Source organism: Bradyrhizobium sp. CCBAU 53351, from assembly GCF_015291745.1.
GTDB lineage: Bacteria > Pseudomonadota > Alphaproteobacteria > Rhizobiales > Xanthobacteraceae > Bradyrhizobium.
The window spans coordinates 3,079,733-3,098,438 of record NZ_CP030059.1 but is presented as its reverse complement, the minus strand read 5'-3'; the positions used below and the strand labels follow the sequence as shown (position 1 = coordinate 3,098,438).

The following is an 18,706-nucleotide window of genomic DNA, read 5'->3' as shown; positions in this document are numbered from 1 at the left end:
CACCCTCCCGACACTATTTGACCTTGCCCAGCGGCAGCAGGCTCACGATCTTCTCGCCAAGCCGCATCAAGGCGACCAGCCGCGGCCGCGGCACCTTCAGCATCTGCATGAACCAGTGGTCGGCGAGCTCGGTGAAGGCGAGCATCTCCTTCAGCCGCTTGCTGGCGACCGGATTGATGTTGGGATCGTCGGTGGCGTCGGACACGCAGGCCCTGAGCGCCGCGATCGCCGGATCGAGCTCCCGCTCCTTGCGCCGGGCCGCAATTCTGGCGGCGACCTCCCAGATGTCGGTCTCGGCCTCGTAATGGTCGCGGCGGTCGCCCAGGATCGGCACCCGGCGGATCAGGTTCCAGGCGAGCAATTCCTTGATCGAGTTGGAGACGTTGGAGCGCGCCATGCCGAGCGTGTCGGCGATATCCTCGGCAGTCATCGGTGCTTCGGAAAGGTAGAGCAGCCCGTGGATCTGGCTAACCGAGCGATTGACGCCCCACTCGTCCCCCATGTCGCCCCAATGCAGGATGAAGCGCTCGACGGCGGCGGGGAGTTTCTTCTTTCCGGTCATTTCTGTCATTACAGAAATATCTGATAAGACCGATCCGCTGTCAAGAGCAACGCCGTCGGCATACGAGGCTGGGAATCTGCTTAAAAATGTTCCAGGCCCAGGGAACCATCCGGCGCCTGTGGCGTTTGCTCCAGTCGAGGCGGGGTCCCGGAATGGTTGAAAAAGTCAGTCAACAGAGAGACTTGTTCGAGAGCGAACGCAGTTTCCGGCTGTTGGTTGAGGGAGTTGCGGACTACGCCCTCTACATGCTCGATCCCAAGGGGACCATCACCAGCTGGAACATCGGCGGCGAACGCATCAAGGGCTATTCACCCGAAGAGATCCTCGGCCAGCATTTCTCCCGCTTCTACACCGAAACCGACCGCGCCAACGGCAAGCCGGCCCGTGCGCTCGGCATCGCCAGGGACAAGGGCCGCTACGAGGAGGAAGGCTGGCGCGTCCGCAAGGACGGCACGTTCTTCTGGGCCAGCGTCGTGATCGATCCGATCTACGAGGACGGCAAACTGGTCGGATTCGCCAAGATCACGCGCGACATCACCGAACGCCGCAATACCCAGATCAAGCTCGAGGCGATGCAGAAGCAGCTCGCCGAGTCCCAGAAGTTCGACGCGCTGGGACAGCTCACCGGCGGGGTCGCCCACGACTTCAACAACCTGCTGATGATCATCAGCGGCAGCCTCCACATGCTGAAGCGAGGGGCCGACGACCCGGCCAAGCTTCAGCGCGCGATCTCCGCGATCGAGACCGCCACCAGGCGCGGCGCGGCGCTGACCAACCAACTGCTCACTTTCGCGCGGCGGCAGAGCGTCAACCCGCAGGCGATCAATTTCGCCGAACGCATCGCGGCGATCCGCGAGGTGCTCGATGCCGGCGTCGGCAGCTCCGTGCGGCTGGCCTTCGACATCGGCGGCGACGTCTGGCCGGTCAAGACCGACGCTTCCGAACTCGAGACCGCGCTGCTCAACCTCGTCATCAATGCCCGCGACGCGATGCCCGACGGAGGCACGGTGACGATCCGCGCGCGCAATGTCGTGCTGGACGAAGCGCCCCTCGCCGGCGATTTCGTCGCAATCGACGTCACGGATACCGGGCTCGGCATCCCCTCCGACGTGCTCGACAAGATCTTCGAGCCTTTCTTCACCACCAAGCCGATCGGAAAAGGCACGGGCCTCGGCCTTTCTCAGGTGCACGGCTTCGCGCATCAGGCCGGCGGCACCGTGAAGGTCGCAAGCGAGCTCGGCAAGGGCACGACGTTCACCATCGTCCTGCCGCGCGGAGAAGACGCGCCGTCGCAGGACACGGTTAGGGAGCCGGCGTTCCAGGGCAGCGGCACGGTGTTGCTGGTGGAGGACAATCCGGACGTCGCCATCGTCAGCATTGGCCTCTTGGAGCAGCTCGGCTATCACGTGCGCCGCGTCGCCGACGCCGAAGCCGCCTTGCGCGAGATCGAGACCAACGGCGTCGACTTCGTGTTCTCGGACATCGTCATGCCCGGCAAGATGGATGGCCTCTCGCTCGCCCATCATCTGCGCCAGATCCATCCCAACCTGCCGATCCTGCTCGCCACCGGCTACAGCGAGGTCGCCGCCGGCGTGCGCGGGGATTTCCCGATCCTGCGCAAGCCATATGAGATCCACGAGCTCAGCGAGGCCATCGCCAAGCTGCCAAGGTGAGCTCCTCGAGAGGTGAACACCTCGGGTGGGCGAAGGCGCGCGCTTCGCTTTGCTCACCCTCCACAGGCTTACGATTTCCGCAGCACCGAGACGAAAAACCCGTCCGTTCCGGTTCGCCGCGGCGTCATCAGCCAGCCTTCGTCCGAGCGCAGCGCGGCCTCGCCAAAACCCTCCGCTTGGTCCCAGAGCACGCTGGCGGTCTGCTCGGGCGGGACGACCGAAAACTCGCCATGGCGCCCGACGAACGCCCTCACCTGCTCGCCGTTCTCCTCTGAAAGAACCGAGCAGGTGATGTAGGCGATGCGGCCGCCCGGCTTCACCAGCGGAGCCGCCCGCGCGAGCGCCTCGGCCTGGTCGCGCAGGCGGATCTCCAGCGCGCCCGGCCGCATGCGCCATTTGGCGTCGGGGTTGCGGCGCCAGGTCCCGGTTCCCGTACAGGGCGCGTCGATCACGACCAGATCAGCCGAGGCGCGAATGTCGGCCAGCGGATCGGCCTCGCCCTTGGGCGTGCGGACATCGGCATTGTGGACGCCGGCGCGCGACAGCCGCTCGTGGATCGGCGCGAGCTGGCGCTTGTCGCGGTCGGTCGCGATCAGCCGGCCCTTGCCCTGCATCAGGGCGGCGAGCGCCAATGTCTTGCCGCCTGCACCGGCGCAGAGGTCGATCACCTGCTCGCCGGGCTTTGCCGCGGTGAACTGGGCCGCAAGCTGCGATCCCTCGTCCTGCACTTCAATGGCGCCCTTGATGAAATCCTCTTCCGCCTGGATGCCGGGGTTGCGCGCATCGGCCGAAAGCTCGATGCGCAAGCCCGTTACCGACCATCGCGTCGGTTTCGCATGAAGATGAGCAAGTGCCTTCAGCACCTTGTCGCGGTTGGATTTTAGCGTGTTGACGCGCAGGTCGAGCGGCGCCCGGCTCGCCATCGCGGCCGCCTCCGCTACACGGTCCTCGCCGAACACTTTTGCAAGGTGCGGATCCAGCCATTCCGGATAGTCGCCGGCGATCGCGGCCGGCGCATCTTTCAGAGACCGCGAGGCGAGCGCGGCCTGCTCGGCCTCCGTCAGCGGCGCCGGCGCGAAGCGGCTGCCGTCGAACAAGGCGCCCATCGTCGCCGTGTCCATGTCGCGCTCGAGGCGGAGCATGCCGATCAGCCGCGCGCGGGCGGTATCGGAATCCATCAGGAACGCGCTCGAGGCGTAGCGGCGCAGCACGTCCCAGACGAGGCCGGCGATGGCGGCGCGGTCGCCGGAACCGGCGAAGCGGTGCGCGGTGCCCCACTCCTTCAGCGCCTTGGCCGCGGGCACGCGATCCCTCTCGATGGTGTCGATCAGTTCGATGGCTGCGGACAGCCGGGCAGCGGGGGTCATTCTTTATCTTTCGTTGGCGGGCGAGCGCCTAGATCAGCAACAAGAGCTTCAGCGCGAAGTAGATCCACATGGCGAGCAGCACCAGCACGCCGGCGATCCAGACCGTGGAGCGCCGGCCGAGATCGTTCGAGGAGACGAAGACCCCGGCATGGGCAAAGCGCGTCACCACGAACACCCAGGACATCAGCACGATGAAGAGATCGGCGCGGCGCAAGGGCAAGGCCAGCGCGATCAGAACGTAGAACAGTACCGGCAGCTCGAACTGGTTGCGGTAGCAATTGGCGATCTGGGTGGCGCCCTTCGGCCAGTTCGGCTCGCCGAGCGCAACGTCGCGGATCTTGGTCTCGCCCGAGACCAGCGTCTTGCGGCGCGCGAAAACCATGCCGATCAGCAAGGCGAAGGTGAGCCCGATCTGGACGAAGACCGGCAGCAAGACCATTTGAACGGACATCGGAACTTTCCCGCAAGGCGAAACGTCGCCGCCCGTCATTAGCGGCGACTTCTGACGCTGACAATCAGCGAGTTGAACCGGCGTTCCCGCTCTTGCGACCAACCACCGATCGTTAAAGCGATTTCGGCCCTGGTCGGGGCCAAGCGAAATAGAGGCGAGATGGCGCCATGACCACCCTGTCCAGCCTATGGACCGAATCCGCCGATGGACAGCTCGGCATCCTGATGTCGGCGCTGTCGGGTATCGCCATGGCGCTCGCGGTCGCGCTTGCAATGACGGTGTGCTTCCGCCTGAGCTACCGGAGCTGGCGCGACGTCGTCAGGCATGGCTTGGCCGGGCTCGCGGCGATCGCCTTGTTCGCCTTTGCCGCCTACGACATGCGCCATGCCGCGCTTGCCTATCTCGGCCTCAATCCCTCCAAGCCCGCCGTCGAGTTCGAGATCCGCATGCCCCGGGAGATGCTGACCGCGGCGACCGACAGCCAGATCGAGCTGCACACCGACCGCAACCAGACGCTGGCGCTGGTCGATGGCGTGCGCGATCTCGATGACGGCCGCGCGCTGCTGCGCGGCGCGGTTGCGCTCAACCACCGCACCGCGGACCGCATGCTCGTCGTCAGCCTGCCGGGCAAGGGCACGTTCGAGTTCCGCCTCCGCCTGCCCGCCGAGCCGCATCGCACCGGCGAGTTCGGCCCCTGGCATCTCGCCGACCACATCGCCTCGCCGCTGGCAGGAGCCATCGCACCCCAGGACGGCTACACGATCCGCTACCGCGTGCTTTAAACTTTGTTCGTTGCGATCCGGGCCTGCGCCGTCATCGTTCCGACGCGCGAGGGCGGGTAAGTTGATCGCATGTCCGAATTTCGCCTGACCCAGATCTCCGACACCCATCTCGGCCGGCGCTTCCCCGGCCTCGTCGCCAACTTCCATCGCGTTTGCGAGCACATCGACGCTGATCGGCCCGATCTCGTCGTCAACACCGGCGACGTCTCCTTCGACGGACCGACCGGCCGCGACGATGTGGTCTTCGCAAAAGGCCTCCACGACGCCCTGCCCGTCCCGTGCCGCTATCTCCCCGGCAATCACGACATCGGCGATAATCCGACCGCGATCGGGCCGGCGCCGAAGCCGCCGGTCAGCGAAGCACACCGCCTGCAGTTCTGCGACATCATCGGCGAAGACCATTGGGCATTCGAGGCTGGAGGCTGGCGCTTCATCGGCCTCAATTCGCTGGTGATGACTTCAGGGCTCGCCTTCGAGGCCGAGCAGTTTGACTGGCTGGCATCCGAGATCGCGCAGACGAACCGCAAGCCGGTCGCACTGTTCCTGCACAAGCCGCTGTTTCTCAACCGGCCCGACGATCCGGAGACGCCGGAGACCTCGATCCGCTACGTGCCGCAGCCGGCGCGGGCCCGATTGATCGAGATGTTCGCGCATGTCGACCTGCGCCTCATCGCCAGCGGCCACGTGCACCAGCGGCGCGATTTCACTTGGCACCACACCCGCCATGTCTGGGCGCCGTCGGCCGGCTTCGTCATCAACGATGCGCGGCAGGACCGGATCGCGCTCAAGGAGGTCGGCCTGGTCGAGTATCGCTTCCGACCCGACAGTTTCGAGGTCCGCCACGTCAGGGCCGCCGGCCAGGTCGATGTCGACATCGAGGAGCTGCTCGCCCAGATGGGCGGCGAGCATTAAGGCCTGCCATCGGCTCAGGCGACGCTCTTGAGATCCTGCTGGATCGCGGCGAGCAGCGATTGCAGCGCTTCGCTGTTCACCGGCTTGGCCGCGAGATCATTGGCGGATGGCGACCTGACAGGCTGCGCGGCCTTGACCGGGCGCTTCGGGAATGGCGGCGGCGCCGGCATCGCGGGACGGACCAAATCGCCCTCCTCGTCGACATGGACGAACTTGCCATGGATGACGTCGTCGCGGCGGCCCATGACGAACATGGTCGTCCAATAGCCGGCCGCCAGCAGGATAACGCAGAAAACACTGATCTCTAACATCGCAACACCCAAAATATGCGCGATGATTCAACGTCTTCGTCGTGGGGTCAATGAACCGGCGGTCACACCTGCGGCTTTTGCGGAACAGGTGTGGCCGATCGGTCACTCTTTGTTAACCATGTTCGCCCCCGCCTTCGGAGGCGGGAGCGGCAGGTCAGGCCTTGTCCGGCCCGACCCGGACCAGTTGCTTGCCGAAATTGGCGCCCTTCAGCAGCCCCATGAAGGCGCCGGGTGCGCTTTCCAGGCCCTCGGTGACGAACTCCTTGTACTTGACCTTGCCGTCACGAACCCAGGAAGACATGTCGCGCAGGAAATCGCCGTGCCGCGCGGCGAAGTCGGAGACGATGAAGCCGCGGAAGGTCAGCCGCTTGGTCAGCGTCGCGCGCATCATGCTGGCGGCCCATTTCGGAGGCTTTGCCTCGGTGTCGTTGTAGTGCGCGATCAGGCCGCAGACCGGCACGCGGGCAAACGGGTTGAGCAACGGGAAGACCGCCTCGAACACGGCGCCGCCGACATTCTCGAAATAGACGTCGATGCCTTTCGGGCAGGCGTCCTTCAGCTTCGCGGCGAGATCAGGGTCGCGGTGATCGATGCAGGCATCGAAGCCGAGCTCCCTCACGACGTAGTCGCACTTGTCCTTGCCGCCGGCGATGCCGACCGCGCGTGCGCCCTTGATCTTGGCGATCTGGCCGACCGCCGAGCCGACCGCACCGGAGGCGCCGGCAACGACGACGGTCTCGCCAGCTTGCGGCTTGCCGATGTCGAGCAGCCCCGTATACGCGGTCATGCCGGGCATGCCGAGCACGCCGATCGACGTCGAGATCGGTCCGAGCTTGGGATCGACCTTGATCAGGCCCTTGCCGTTCGAGATCGCATGGGTCTGCCAGCCGGAACGAATGCGCACGATGTCGCCAACCGCGAAATCAGGATTGTTGGAGGCCGCAACCTCGCTCACCGCCTCGCCTTCCATCACGCCGCCGACCGGCACCGGCGCGGCATAGGACGGCCCCTCGCTCATGCGCCCGCGCATATAGGGATCGAGCGACAGCCAGATCGTGCGCAGCAGAACTTCGCCTGCGCCCGGCGTCGGCACCGCGAATTCCTCCAAGCGGAAATCAGACGGCTTGGGCTCGCCGACGGGGCGCGCGGCAAGAACGATGCGTTTGGCTTGGGACATGGCTTCCTCCTGATTGTCTTTCGACGTGGACGGAAGCGGAGGGAGTTAGCTGCGTCAATACAAAAGGAGTGGAGCGATAAGACGCAGAGGCACGCACATCTCTCGTGTCCCGGACGCGCTGCAACCCGCAGCGTTGCTGCGCAGAGCCGGGCCCCCAGAAGGCGACACGGCAGAATGCAGAAGACATGGGCCCCGGCTCTGCAGCGCACCACTGAAGAAGCGCTGCGCTGCGTCCCGGGCACGAGAGCGAAGTAACTAACCCGCGCCCGGATAGTTCGGGCTCTCGCGCGTGATGGTGACGTCATGGACGTGGCTCTCGCGCAGGCCCGCGCCGGTGATGCGGACGAACTGCGCCTTGTCGTGCAGCTCCTTCATGTCGCGTGCACCGACATAGCCCATCGCGGCGCGCAAGCCGCCGGCGAGCTGGTGCATGACATTGCCGACCGGACCCTTGTAGGGCACCTGGCCCTCGATGCCCTCGGGCACGAGCTTGAGCGTGTCCTTGATGTCCTGCTGGAAGTAGCGATCAGCCGAGCCGCGCGCCATCGCGCCAACAGAGCCCATACCGCGATAGGCCTTGTAGGACCGGCCCTGCCACAAGAACACTTCGCCGGGGGTCTCGTCAGTGCCGGCGAGCAGCGAGCCGACCATGGCAATGTCGGCGCCGGCGGCGAGCGCTTTGGCGAGGTCGCCGGAGAACTTGATGCCGCCGTCGGCGATGACGGGGATGTCGGCCTTCTTCGCGGCTTCCACCGCATCCATGATCGCGGTGAGCTGGGGAACGCCGACGCCGGCGACGATGCGCGTGGTGCAGATCGAGCCTGGGCCGATGCCGACCTTGATGCAATCTGCGCCCGCATCGATCAGGGCCTGCGTGCCTTCCGTGGTGGCGACGTTGCCGGCGACGACCTGCACCGAATTGGACAGACGCTTGATGCGGTTCACCGCATGCAGCACGTGGCGGGAATGGCCGTGCGCGGTGTCGACGACGACGAGATCGACGCCGGCATCGATCAACCGCTCAGTGCGCTCGAAGCCGGTGTCACCGACGGTGGTGGCGGCGGCGACGCGCAGGCGCCCCTGCGCATCCTTGCAGGCGAGCGGATGGGCGACCGCCTTCTCCATGTCCTTCACGGTGATCAGGCCGACGCAGCGATATTGCTCGTCGACCACCAGCAGCTTCTCGATGCGATGCTGGTGCAGCATCCGCCGCGCTTCGTCCTGGCTGACATTCTCGCGCACCGTGACGAGGCCTTCATGCGTCATCAGCTCGGAGACTTTTTGCCGGCGGTCGGTGGCAAAGCGGACGTCGCGATTGGTGAGGATGCCGACCAGCTTGCCCGGCGTGTTCTTGCCCGCGCCGGTGACGACGGGAATGCCGGAGATGCCGTGATCGCTCATCAGCTTGAGCGCGTCGTCGAGCGAGGCCTCGGGGCTGATGGTGAGCGGGTTCACCACCATGCCCGACTCGAAGCGCTTGACCTGCCGCACCTGCGCGGCCTGCCCCTCGGGATCGAAATTGCGGTGAATGACGCCGAGCCCGCCGGCCTGCGCCATCGCGATCGCCATGCGCGCCTCGGTGACGGTGTCCATGGCCGAGGCCATGATCGGGATGTTGAGCGGAATGGCGCGGGTGACGCGGGAGCGGATGTCGACCTCGCCCGGCATGACGTCCGACAGGCCCGGCTTCAGCAGCACGTCGTCGAACGTAAAGGCTTCGCGGATGCCCTGAAGTTGCACCGTGGCCATTTGCCAACTCCTTCCTGCGGCCGTGCCGCAAATGCTAATGGATGAGCGCCGCCCTCGGCGTACCTTGCGGTTGGCCGGGAGAATCGGAGCCCATCGGTGGGGTTGACGCGGGTCGATAGCACGGCCGCGTGACGAATCAAAGCAAATCGGACCGCCGACCAGCCATGCACAGGCTTTTTACGCAAATTCGGTGGGGATAGCCCATGTCCCCGCCTACCCGCTGTCATTCCGGGACGCGACAAAGTCGCGAACTATGGTGCGCAATTGCGCACCTGGGCATCCATTCCACAGAGGTCCCGCGGCCCAATGGATTCCGGGCTCGCGCCAAGTGGCGCGCCCCGGAATGACGGACACGGAGGGTCATCCCGTCGTCACGCAGGATTTAGGTGCCATGCGTCGATCCGCAATGGTCGCAGGCCGGCGGCGGTGATAAGCCGCAAGCACACCTTCCTTCCGATTTCCCTTACCAATCCGTCATGGTCGACAAGCAACGCATCATTCCGCTGATCGTGGCCACCGCGCTCTTCATGGAAAACATGGACTCGACGGTGATCGCCACCTCGCTGCCGGCGATTGCGGCCGACATCGGTACCAGCCCGCTGACGCTGAAGCTCGCGATCACCTCCTATCTGCTGTCGCTCGCGGTGTTCATCCCCGCGAGCGGCTGGACCGCCGACCGGTTTGGCGCACGGATGGTGTTCGCGATTGCGGTCGGCGTGTTCATGGTGGGCTCGGTCGGCTGCGCGCTCTCCTCCTCGGTCACCGATTTCGTGTTCGCCCGCATCCTGCAAGGCATGGGCGGGGCGATGATGACGCCGGTCGGGCGCCTCGTGCTGCTGCGCTCGGTCGACAAGAGCGCATTGGTCAACGCCATGGCATGGGTGACGGTGCCGGCCCTGATCGGCCCCGTGATCGGACCGCCGCTCGGCGGCTTCATCACGACCTATGCGTCCTGGCACTGGATCTTCCTGATCAACATCCCGATCGGGCTGCTCGGCATCTTCATGGCGCTGCGCTTCATCGATCCCATCAAGAGCGAGACCCGGGAGCCGTTCGATCTCTACGGCATGGTACTCGCCGGCATCGGGCTTGCCGGCATCGCGTTCGGGCTCTCGGTTGCCGGACTGAACCTCTTGCCATGGAGCACGGTGGCCGCGCTGGTCGTAGGCGGTGCGATCTCGATGACGCTGTATGTCCTGCACGCCCGGCGCACGGGCTCGCCGGTGCTCGATTTCTCGCTGCTGAAGCTGCCGACCCTGCGCGCGGCCGTGCTCGGCGGCTTCCTGTTCCGGCTCGGCATCGGCGCGCTGCCATTCCTGCTGCCGCTCCTGATGCAGATCGGTTTCGGGCTGTCACCGTTCCATTCGGGTCTCGTCACCTTCGCCTCCTCGCTCGGGGCCATGGGCATGAAGACCCTGGCGGCACGCCTGATCCGCACCTTCGGCTTCCGCAATTTGATGACGGTGAACGCGATCGTCAGCGCGTTCTTCCTCGCGGTGTGCGCGCTGTTCACGGTGACGACGCCGCTGCTCATCATCATGGTGATCCTGGTGGTCGGCGGCTTCTTCCGCTCGCTGGAGTTCACCGCGATCAACACGGTCGCCTATGCCGACGTCGAGACCGCGCAGATGAGCCGCGCCACCACGCTCGTCAGCGTCAACCAGCAACTCGCGGTCTCGACTGGCGTCGCCGTCGGCGCGGCGTGCGTCGAGACCACCATGTGGTTCAACCATGTCAGCGAGATCGATGCCACCGTGTTCGCGCCGGCCTTCGTCGTGATCGCGCTGACCTCGGCGGCGTCGAGCTGGTTCTTCTGGCAGATGCCGGCTGATGCCGGCCACGAGATCTCAGGCCGCAAGGCCGTTGAGATCGCGAGCCGCAAGGGCGCCGGCAAAGGCATAGAAAAGGCGGCGGTCAAGGCGGCGAGCGAGGATACGCAGGACGTGCGGGATCAGCGGCTGGGGTGACGACCTCCTCGGTCATTTCGGGGCGATGCGAAGCATCGAAACCGGAATGACGGAGTTTGCGGCTACGCTGTTCCCTCGCCGCGAAACCCTGTCGCCAGCACGTAGCGTTCCGAAGAATCCTGTCGGCTCGCCGCCGGCTTGACGTGGCGCACGGCGGCGAAGTCGCGCTTGAGCTGGGCGAGCAGGTCGGCGTCGGCGCCGCTCTGGAACGTCTTGGCCAGGAAGGTGCCGCCGGGCTTGAGCACGTCGCAGGCAAAGGCGGCCGCGGTCTCGACCAGGCCGACGATGCGGAGCTGGTCGGTCTTGCGGTGGCCGGTGGTGTTGGCGGCCATGTCGGACATCACGACATCGGCGCCACCGCCCAGCATCGCGGTGAGCTTCTCGGGCGCATCGTTGTCCATGAAATCCAGCTGCGCGAAGTCGACGCCGGGAATCTCCGGCATCTCCAGGAGATCGATCGCGACGACCTTGCCCTTGCCCTCCGTCGATCCGACGCGCTTGGCGGCGATCTGGCTCCAGCCGCCGGGCGCGGCACCGAGGTCGACCACGGCCATGCCGGGCTTCAGAAACCGAAACTTGTCGTCGATCTCGAGCAGCTTGAACGCCGCGCGCGAGCGATAGCCCGCCGCCTTGGCCTTGACGACATAGGGGTCGTTGAGCTGCCGCTCCAGCCACAGCTTCGACGACAATTTGCGCTTGCCGCCGGTCTTGACCTTGGTCTTGACTTGGACGTGCAAGCGGCCGGTGGTGTCCTTGGCCATCTCACCAGCTCCTGAGCGCGCCGTCCTCGCGCATCATCTCGACCAGCATGCCCTCGCGCAGGCCCCGGTCGGCGACGCGCAGGCGCGGCAGCGGAAAGGCGCGGCGGATCGCATCGAGGATGGCGCAGCCGGCGAGAACGAGATCGGCGCGCTCGACGCTGATGCAATTGTTGGCCGCGCGCTCCTCGTAACTCATGCCGAGCAGCTTGTTGATGGTCGCGGTGATGTCGGAATCGTTCATCCAGATGCTGTCGATGCGGCGGCGATCGTAGCGCGCGAGGTTGAGATGGATGCCGGCGAGCGTCGTCACGGTGCCCGACGTGCCGAGCAGGTGCATGTCGGCGAGATCGCCGCCATGTTCTTCTGCGAACGGGGTGACGTGGTTCGCGACCTCCTGCTCCATCGCGGCGTAGATCTCCGGCGTCACGTCGCGTCCGCCGAACTGCTCGGCGAGCGTGACGACGCCATAAGGGATCGACATCCAGGCCTTGATGCGCGGCTCCGGATTGTCCGCGTCGCGCTCGATCCGCACCAGCTCAGTCGAGCCGCCGCCGATGTCGAACAGGATTGCGCCCCGCCCCCTCGGGTCGACCAGCGGCGAGCAGCCGAGCACCGCGAGCGAAGCCTCGGTCTCGCGGTCGATCACCTCCAGCTCGATGCCGGTCTCGGCCGCGACCCGGCTGCGGAACCCCTCCGCGTTCGAGGCTGCGCGGCAGGCCTCGGTTGCGATCAGCCGCAACCGGCGCGCCTTCCGCAAATTGATCTTGTCGCGGCAGACGCTAAGCGCGGCGATGGCGCGCTCGATCGCGGCATCGCTGATGCAACCGGTCGCCGAGACGCCCTCCCCGAGCCGGATGATGCGCGAGAAGGAATCGACGACACGAAAGCCGTCCTGGGTCGGACAGGCGATCAGCAGCCTGCAATTGTTGGTGCCGAGGTCCAGCGCCGCATAGACGCCGGTTCCCGGCGCCTGCGCGCCGACGGCCGGATCGGTGGCCAACGCCACCGCCGCCATCGACCCCTCCAGCTCACCGTGCGGCCCATGTTGGCTGACATGGCCGTCGCGGAGCCGCGTGTGGTCATTCATACAAACTGTCTTTCCGAGGCCGGTCGGGCCGGTCAGGAATTGCTTTTTCGCCTGAAACATTAGCAGCGCGGCAGGCCTGCGCAACATCGCATCACATGGGACCATGCCCATTCGTGCGTTGTCGTGAACTGAGCCGTGGGCTATTTTCGAAGGGTCCGGTCCCCCAGGCGCCCTCCCAAACGCGCAATTGCCGGCTTTTCAGGTCAATTCCATGCAAGAACACACCAAATCGTCCACGCTCGAAAACGCTATTGCACTGCAAAAATATGGCGTCGGGCAGCCCGTCCGCCGCAAGGAGGACGACACGCTGGTGCGCGGCAAGGGCCGCTACACCGACGATTTCAACCTGCCCGGCCAGGCCCATGCCGTGGTCGTCCGTTCCACCCATGCCCATGGCACCATTCGTGGCATCGGCATTGATGCCGCCAAGGCGATGCCGGGCGTGCTCGGCGTGTGGACCGGCAAGGACCTCGATGCCGCCGGTTACGGCCCGTTCACCTGCGGCCTGCCGCTGAAGAGCCGCGACGGCTCGCCCTTGCTCCAGACCAACCGCCAGCCGCTGGCGACCGAAAAGGTCCGCTTCGTCGGCGATCCCGTCGCCTTCGTGGTGGCGGAGACGCTGGCGCAGGCCCGCGATGCCGCCGAGGCCGTCGAGCTCGACGTCGCGCCGCTCCCGGCCGTGACGGACCCCGAGGAAGCTGCCAAGCCCGGCGCGCCGCAGCTCTATGAGCACATCCCGAACAATGTCGCGCTCGACTACCACTATGGCGACGTGGACAAGGTCAACGCGGCCTTCGCCAGCGCGGCCCATGTCACCAGGATCGACATCGAGAACACCCGTGTCGCCGTGGTCTCGATGGAGCCGCGCGTTGGACTAGCCTCCTACGACAAGAAGACCGAGCGCTACACGCTGCAGGTGCCGACGCAGGGCGTCGCGGGCAACCGGGCCAATCTCGCCAAGAACCTGAAAGTGCCGAACGAGAAGGTGCGCATCCTCACCGCCAATGTCGGCGGCTCCTTCGGCATGAAGAACATCAACTACCCCGAATACATGTGCATCCTGTATGCGGCGAAGGCACTGGGCCGCCCGGTGAAATGGCTCGACGAACGCTCGACCGCCTTCCTCTCGGACAGCCACGGCCGCGCGCAAAAGATCCATGCCGAGCTCGCGCTCGACGCCGAAGGGCATTTCCTCGCAGCCAGGCTGTCCGGTTACGGCAATCTCGGCGCCTATATCACCGGTGTCGCGCCCGGACCGCTCTCGCTCAACACCGGCAAGAATTTTTCCAGCGTCTACCGCACGCCGCTGATGGCCGTCGACATCAAGGTGGTGCTGACCAACACCACGCTGATGGGCGCCTATCGCGGCGCCGGTCGGCCGGAGGCGAACTATTACATGGAGCGGCTGATCGACCGCGCCGCCGACGAGATGGGCATCAATCGGCTGACGCTGCGCAAGCGCAACTTCATCAAGCCGAACCAGATCCCGTTCGCGGCCTCGTCCGGCGTCACCTATGACAGCGGCGACTTCCAGGCCGTCTTCAACAAGGCGCTGGAAATCTCCGACCACGAGAATTTCGCCAAGCGCAAGAAGGAGAGCAAGAAAGCCGGCAAGCTGCGCGGCATCGCCGTCGGCTCCTATCTCGAGGTCACCGCGCCGCCGAGCCCCGAGCTCGGCAAGATCGTGTTCGAGCCTGACGGCAGCGTGCAGCTGATCACCGGCACGCTCGACTACGGCCAGGGCCATGCCACGCCGTTCGCGCAGGTGCTGAGCGCGCAGCTCGGGGTGCCCTTCGAGAGCATCAAGCTGGTGCAGGGCGACAGCGACATCGTCCACACCGGCAACGGCACCGGCGGCTCTCGCTCGATCACGGCGAGCGGCCAGGCCATCGTGGGGGCAGCCAAGCTCGTCATCGAGAAAGGCAAGCGCGCAGCCGCACACATGCTCGAAGCATCCGAAGCCGACATCGAATTCGAAGGCGGCAACTTCACGATCGCCGGCACCGATCGCAGCATCGACATCATGGAGCTCGCCAAGCGCCTGCATGACGGCAAGATGCCGGAGGGCGTGCCTGATTCACTCGACGTCGATCACACCAGTGAACCGATCGCCTCGGCCTTCCCCAACGGCTGTCACGTCGCCGAGGTCGAGATCGATCCGGAAACGGGCGTGGTGCAGATCGTGCGCTACAGCGCGGTCAACGATTTCGGCACCGTGATCAACCCGCTGCTGGTCGCAGGCCAGCTCCATGGCGGCGTGGTCCAGGGCATCGGCCAGGCGCTGATGGAGCACATCCGCTATGACGAGAGCGGTCAGCCGATCACGGGCTCGCTGATGGACTACGCTTTGCCGCGCGCCGAGGACGTCCCCAACATGACGGTCGGCGATCACCCGGTGCCCGCCACCACCAATCCGCTCGGCAGCAAGGGCTGCGGCGAGGCCGGCTGCGCGGGCAGCCTGTCGACGGTGGTCAACGCCGTGCTCGATGCGCTCTCGGATTACGGCGTCAAGCACATCGACATGCCGCTGACGCCGGAGCGTGTCTGGCGCGCGATCCAGGACGCGAAGAGCAAGGCGGCGTAGGGCTGTTTGTCATTTCCGGGGCGATGCGAAGCATCGAACCCAGAACCTCGAGATTCCGGGGTCGGTCCTGCGACCGCCCCGGAATGACGGTCTAGAATATTACGCCGCCGCCTGCTCCCGCGGCTGGTAGATCGCGGTGTGCTGGCAATGCGCCAATGGCGTCGTGCCGTTGCCGACGACCAGCGCGTCGAGCTCGACGAAGCGGTGGCCTTTCTTCTCGTAATTCGCGGTAACCTTTGCCCGCGCGGTGATCTCGTCGCCGGCGCGCGCGGCGGACAGCAATTGCATGCGGCTGCCGACATGGATCCACGGACCCAGGATCGTGTTGTCCACCAGCACGCGGTTCATGACGCGCTGGATCAGGCCGGGATGGCCGAGCCCCTCGCGCGCGAAGATCGGGTCCTTCTCCCTGACATCAGTGAGATAGTCCGCCGCATCCTGCCCGGCCCAGCGGCGCGGCGCCGTGCCCAGCCATTTGCCCGCCTCGAACGTCGCGGGACTGACCGGCTTGCGCTCGTCCACCACGGGCACCGCGAGATAGTCGCTGAGCGACACCGCCGGCGCGGCCGCCGGCAACGAGGCCGTGCCCGTGGCGCACAGTGTGGTGCGGCTGAACACCTCGATGGTCAAGAGGCCGTTGTGCTCGGTCGCATCGACATCGGCGGTCTCACCGTCATAGACCGGCTTGATGAAGCGGGCCTCGACCAGGCCACGGCTCAGGAAGTCGCGCCCCCAGCGCGCGATCGGCACGTGCATCATGTAGGCGAAGACGTCGACGCCAGGGACCAGCCCGCCTTCAAAGCCGAAGCGGCGCGCCACATTGTCATCGTGCATCTTGTTTTCGGATTGTTTGGCGGTGTTGTAGGCCTCGACGCGGTAGGTTTCGAGCCGGTTCGGCATGGCTGGCGTTCCCGATATTCTTGTTGTTTCGGGCCGATCGTAGGCCCCCGGGAACAGCGGTCAATCCCCTCGCCTTTGGGCCCTGAATGCGGTACCACGCGGCGAATGACCGACATCCCCACCCGCATCTATGTCGACGCCGACGCCTGTCCGGTGAAGGACGAGATCTACCGCGTGGCGCTCCGGCACGGCGTGCCCGTCAGCGTCGTCGCCGGCAATTTCATCCGCGTGCCGCAGGACCCGTTGATCGAGCGCATCGCCGCGGGCAGCGGCATGGACGCGGCCGACGACTGGATCGCAGAGCGCGCCCGGCCCGGCGATGTCGTCGTGACCTCCGACATCCCACTGGCCAGCCGCTGCGTGAAGGCGGGCGCCGATGTGATCGCGCCGAACGGAAAACCGTTCACCGAGGAATCGATCGGCATGACGCTGGCGGTGCGCAATCTGATGACGGATCTGCGCTCGGCCGGCGAAGTCACCGGCGGCCCGCGATCGTTCTCCCCGCGCGACCGCTCCACCTTCCTCTCGGCGCTCGACCAGACGCTGCGCCGCATTCAGCGCCGCCGCGCGGATACAGCCGCAACCAGCCAGAGCTGACCATGGCGCCCCCCCTGATCCAACTCAAAGACATCAAGCTGACCTTTGGCGGCACGCCGCTGCTGTCGGGCGTCGAGCTCAATGTCGCACCATCCGAACGCGTCTGCCTGATCGGCCGCAACGGCTCCGGCAAGTCCACGCTGCTGAAGATCGCGGCCGGCATCGTCGAGCCCGACGGCGGCACGCGCTTCGTGCAGCCCGGCGCCACCGTGCGCTATCTGCCGCAGGAGCCCGATTTCGGTGAGCACAAGACCACGCTCGCCTATGTCGAGTCCGGCCTCGCGCCCGGTGACGACCAGCATCAGGCGCGCTATCTCCTCGAGCAGCTCGGGCTCACCGGCGGTGAGAATCCGCACAATCTCTCCGGCGGCGAGGCGCGCCGCGCGGCGCTGGCCTATGTGCTGGCGCCCTCGCCCGACATTTTGCTGCTGGACGAGCCGACCAACCATCTCGATCTCGCCACCATCGAATGGCTGGAACAGGAGCTCGACTCCAGGCGCAGCGCGCTCGTCATCATCAGCCACGACCGCCGCTTCCTCACCAATCTGTCGCGCTCGACCGCCTGGCTCGATCGCGGCAGGATCAAGCAGATCGACCGCGGCTTTGCCTCCTTCGAGGCCTGGCGCGACGAGGTGCTCGCGGAAGAAGAGCGCGACCAGCACAAGCTCGACCGCAAGATCGTCGACGAAGAGCACTGGCTGCGCCACGGTGTCTCCGGCCGGCGCAAGCGCAACGTCAAGCGCCTCGCCAATCTGCACACGTTGCGCGACCAGCGCCGCAACTATCGCGGCACGGCCGGCACCGCCAGCCTCGCGGCTTCCGAAGCCGAGCAGTCGGGCAAGCTGGTGATCGAGGCCAAGGGCGTCACCAAGGCCTACGGCGAGCGCAAGATCGTCGATAATTTTTCGATCCGCATCCAGCGCGGCGACCGCCTCGGCATCATCGGCCCGAACGGCGCCGGCAAGACCACCCTGGTCAACCTTCTGACCGGCGGCATGGAGCCTGATTCCGGCACCGTGCGGCTTGGCGCCAATCTGGAGACGGCCACGCTCGACCAGCACCGCGAAAGCCTCGATCCCAAGTCGACGCTCGCGGAGGCCCTGACCGGCGGCCGCGGTGACCAGATCATGGTCGGCGGCAAGCCGAAGCACGTCGTCGGCTACATGAAGGACTTCCTGTTTGCGCAGGAGCAGCGTGGCACGCCGGTGGAGGTGCTCTCCGGTGGTGAGCGCGGCCGGCTGATGCTGGCGCGCGCCCTCGCAAAACCCTCGAACCTCCTGGTGCTGGACGAGCCGACCAACGATCTCGATCTCGAAACGCTCGACGTGCTCGAGGAGATGCTCGGCGACTACGACGGCACGGTCATCCTGATCAGCCACGACCGCGACTTCCTCGACCGCGTCGTCACCTCCGTGATCGCGCCGGAGGGTAACGGCAAGTGGACCGAATATGCCGGCGGCTACAGCGACATGCTGACCCAGCGCGGCGCGGATCTGAAGCGCGAGACGGCCAAAGCAACTCCGGCTGCCGAGAAGAAAGAGGGGCGCTCTGCTGCCCCCGCCTCCGCGCCGAAGCGCAAGCTGAGCTTCAACGACAAGCATGCGCTGGAGACGCTGCCGAAGAAGATGGAGGCGCTGCAAGCCGATATTGCAAAACTGCAGCGCGTGCTTGACGATCCCAACCTCTACGCCAAGGATCGCAAGAAATTCGACGACACATCAGCTGCGATCGCCAAGGCACATGAAGAATTATCCGCCGCCGAGGAGCGCTGGCTCGAACTTGAAATGCTCCGCGAAGAGATCGAACAGGCATAGCGCGCATTCCGC

At 65.9% G+C, this 18,706-nt stretch carries 16 protein-coding genes; 7 read left to right on the top strand and 9 right to left on the bottom strand.

Going from position 1 to position 18,706, the window contains the following annotated elements; genetic code table 11:
* Positions 1-13: 13 nt before the first annotated feature.
* Entirely contained in the window at positions 14-571 is a 558-nt protein-coding gene (locus XH83_RS14370; RefSeq protein ID WP_194407618.1) for a GbsR/MarR family transcriptional regulator, read from the bottom strand.
* Positions 572-714: 143 nt separating this feature from the next.
* Here XH83_RS14370 and XH83_RS14365 point away from each other — a divergent pair, with 143 nt between their 5' ends.
* Positions 715-2,235 carry a PAS domain-containing sensor histidine kinase gene (locus XH83_RS14365; RefSeq protein WP_194407617.1) on the top strand — a complete coding sequence of 507 codons (1,521 nt, stop codon included), beginning with the start codon at positions 715-717 and terminating at the stop codon, positions 2,233-2,235.
* A 68-nt stretch (positions 2,236-2,303) separates the two neighbouring features.
* On the opposite strand, the gene XH83_RS14360 is transcribed toward XH83_RS14365, so the two are convergent.
* Together XH83_RS14360 and XH83_RS14355 are read right to left on the bottom strand one after the other, a co-directional pair.
* Positions 2,304-3,602 (bottom strand): RsmB/NOP family class I SAM-dependent RNA methyltransferase, encoded by a 1,299-nt coding sequence (locus tag XH83_RS14360; RefSeq protein WP_194407616.1) that lies wholly within the window; start codon positions 3,600-3,602, stop codon positions 2,304-2,306.
* Positions 3,603-3,630: 28 nt separating this feature from the next.
* Positions 3,631-4,053 (bottom strand): MAPEG family protein, encoded by a 423-nt coding sequence (locus tag XH83_RS14355; RefSeq protein ID WP_194407615.1) that lies wholly within the window; start codon positions 4,051-4,053, stop codon positions 3,631-3,633.
* A 167-nt stretch (positions 4,054-4,220) separates the two neighbouring features.
* On the opposite strand from XH83_RS14355, the gene XH83_RS14350 reads away from it, so the two are divergent.
* Together XH83_RS14350 and XH83_RS14345 are read left to right on the top strand one after the other, a co-directional pair.
* A complete protein-coding gene (locus tag XH83_RS14350; protein ID WP_194407614.1) occupies positions 4,221-4,835 on the top strand; it encodes an acriflavin resistance protein in 615 nt (204 codons plus the stop codon).
* A 69-nt stretch (positions 4,836-4,904) separates the two neighbouring features.
* Positions 4,905-5,747 carry a metallophosphoesterase gene (locus tag XH83_RS14345; protein WP_194407613.1) on the top strand — a complete coding sequence of 281 codons (843 nt, stop codon included), beginning with the start codon at positions 4,905-4,907 and terminating at the stop codon, positions 5,745-5,747.
* 14 nt (positions 5,748-5,761) lie between these two features.
* Here XH83_RS14345 and XH83_RS14340 read toward each other — a convergent pair whose 3' ends face one another.
* The 3 genes from XH83_RS14340 to guaB form a co-directional block, all read right to left on the bottom strand.
* Entirely contained in the window at positions 5,762-6,058 is a 297-nt protein-coding gene (locus XH83_RS14340; protein ID WP_194407612.1) for a hypothetical protein, read from the bottom strand.
* 154 nt (positions 6,059-6,212) lie between these two features.
* Entirely contained in the window at positions 6,213-7,235 is a 1,023-nt protein-coding gene (locus tag XH83_RS14335; RefSeq protein WP_194407611.1) for an NADP-dependent oxidoreductase, read from the bottom strand.
* 255 nt (positions 7,236-7,490) lie between these two features.
* Positions 7,491-8,984 carry an IMP dehydrogenase gene (gene guaB, locus XH83_RS14330; protein WP_194407610.1) on the bottom strand — a complete coding sequence of 498 codons (1,494 nt, stop codon included), beginning with the start codon at positions 8,982-8,984 and terminating at the stop codon, positions 7,491-7,493.
* 476 nt (positions 8,985-9,460) lie between these two features.
* Here guaB and XH83_RS14325 point away from each other — a divergent pair, with 476 nt between their 5' ends.
* Positions 9,461-10,951 (top strand): DHA2 family efflux MFS transporter permease subunit, encoded by a 1,491-nt coding sequence (locus XH83_RS14325; RefSeq protein WP_194407609.1) that lies wholly within the window; start codon positions 9,461-9,463, stop codon positions 10,949-10,951.
* A gap of 62 nt (positions 10,952-11,013) precedes the next feature.
* On the opposite strand, the gene XH83_RS14320 is transcribed toward XH83_RS14325, so the two are convergent.
* Both XH83_RS14320 and XH83_RS14315 read right to left on the bottom strand, forming a co-directional pair.
* The gene (locus XH83_RS14320; protein ID WP_194407608.1) at positions 11,014-11,712 is read right to left on the bottom strand and encodes an RlmE family RNA methyltransferase; all 699 of its coding nucleotides are present in this window, start codon (positions 11,710-11,712) and stop codon (positions 11,014-11,016) included.
* 1 nt (position 11,713) lies between these two features.
* Positions 11,714-12,799, bottom strand: coding sequence for a Ppx/GppA phosphatase family protein (locus XH83_RS14315; protein ID WP_194407607.1), 1,086 nt, complete (start codon positions 12,797-12,799; stop codon positions 11,714-11,716).
* Between the two features lie 211 nt (positions 12,800-13,010).
* On the opposite strand from XH83_RS14315, the gene XH83_RS14310 reads away from it, so the two are divergent.
* A complete protein-coding gene (locus XH83_RS14310) occupies positions 13,011-15,383 on the top strand; it encodes a xanthine dehydrogenase family protein molybdopterin-binding subunit (protein WP_194407606.1) in 2,373 nt (790 codons plus the stop codon).
* 99 nt (positions 15,384-15,482) lie between these two features.
* Here XH83_RS14310 and XH83_RS14305 read toward each other — a convergent pair whose 3' ends face one another.
* On the bottom strand, positions 15,483-16,283 hold the full coding sequence (locus XH83_RS14305) for a hypothetical protein (protein WP_194407605.1): 801 nt from the start codon (positions 16,281-16,283) through the stop codon (positions 15,483-15,485).
* Positions 16,284-16,388: 105 nt separating this feature from the next.
* Here XH83_RS14305 and XH83_RS14300 point away from each other — a divergent pair, with 105 nt between their 5' ends.
* Complete coding sequence (locus XH83_RS14300) at positions 16,389-16,880, top strand: YaiI/YqxD family protein (protein ID WP_194407604.1); 492 nt, start codon at positions 16,389-16,391, stop codon at positions 16,878-16,880.
* Between the two features lie 2 nt (positions 16,881-16,882).
* A complete protein-coding gene (locus tag XH83_RS14295) occupies positions 16,883-18,694 on the top strand; it encodes an ABC-F family ATP-binding cassette domain-containing protein (protein WP_194407603.1) in 1,812 nt (603 codons plus the stop codon).
* Positions 18,695-18,706 lie beyond the last annotated feature (12 nt).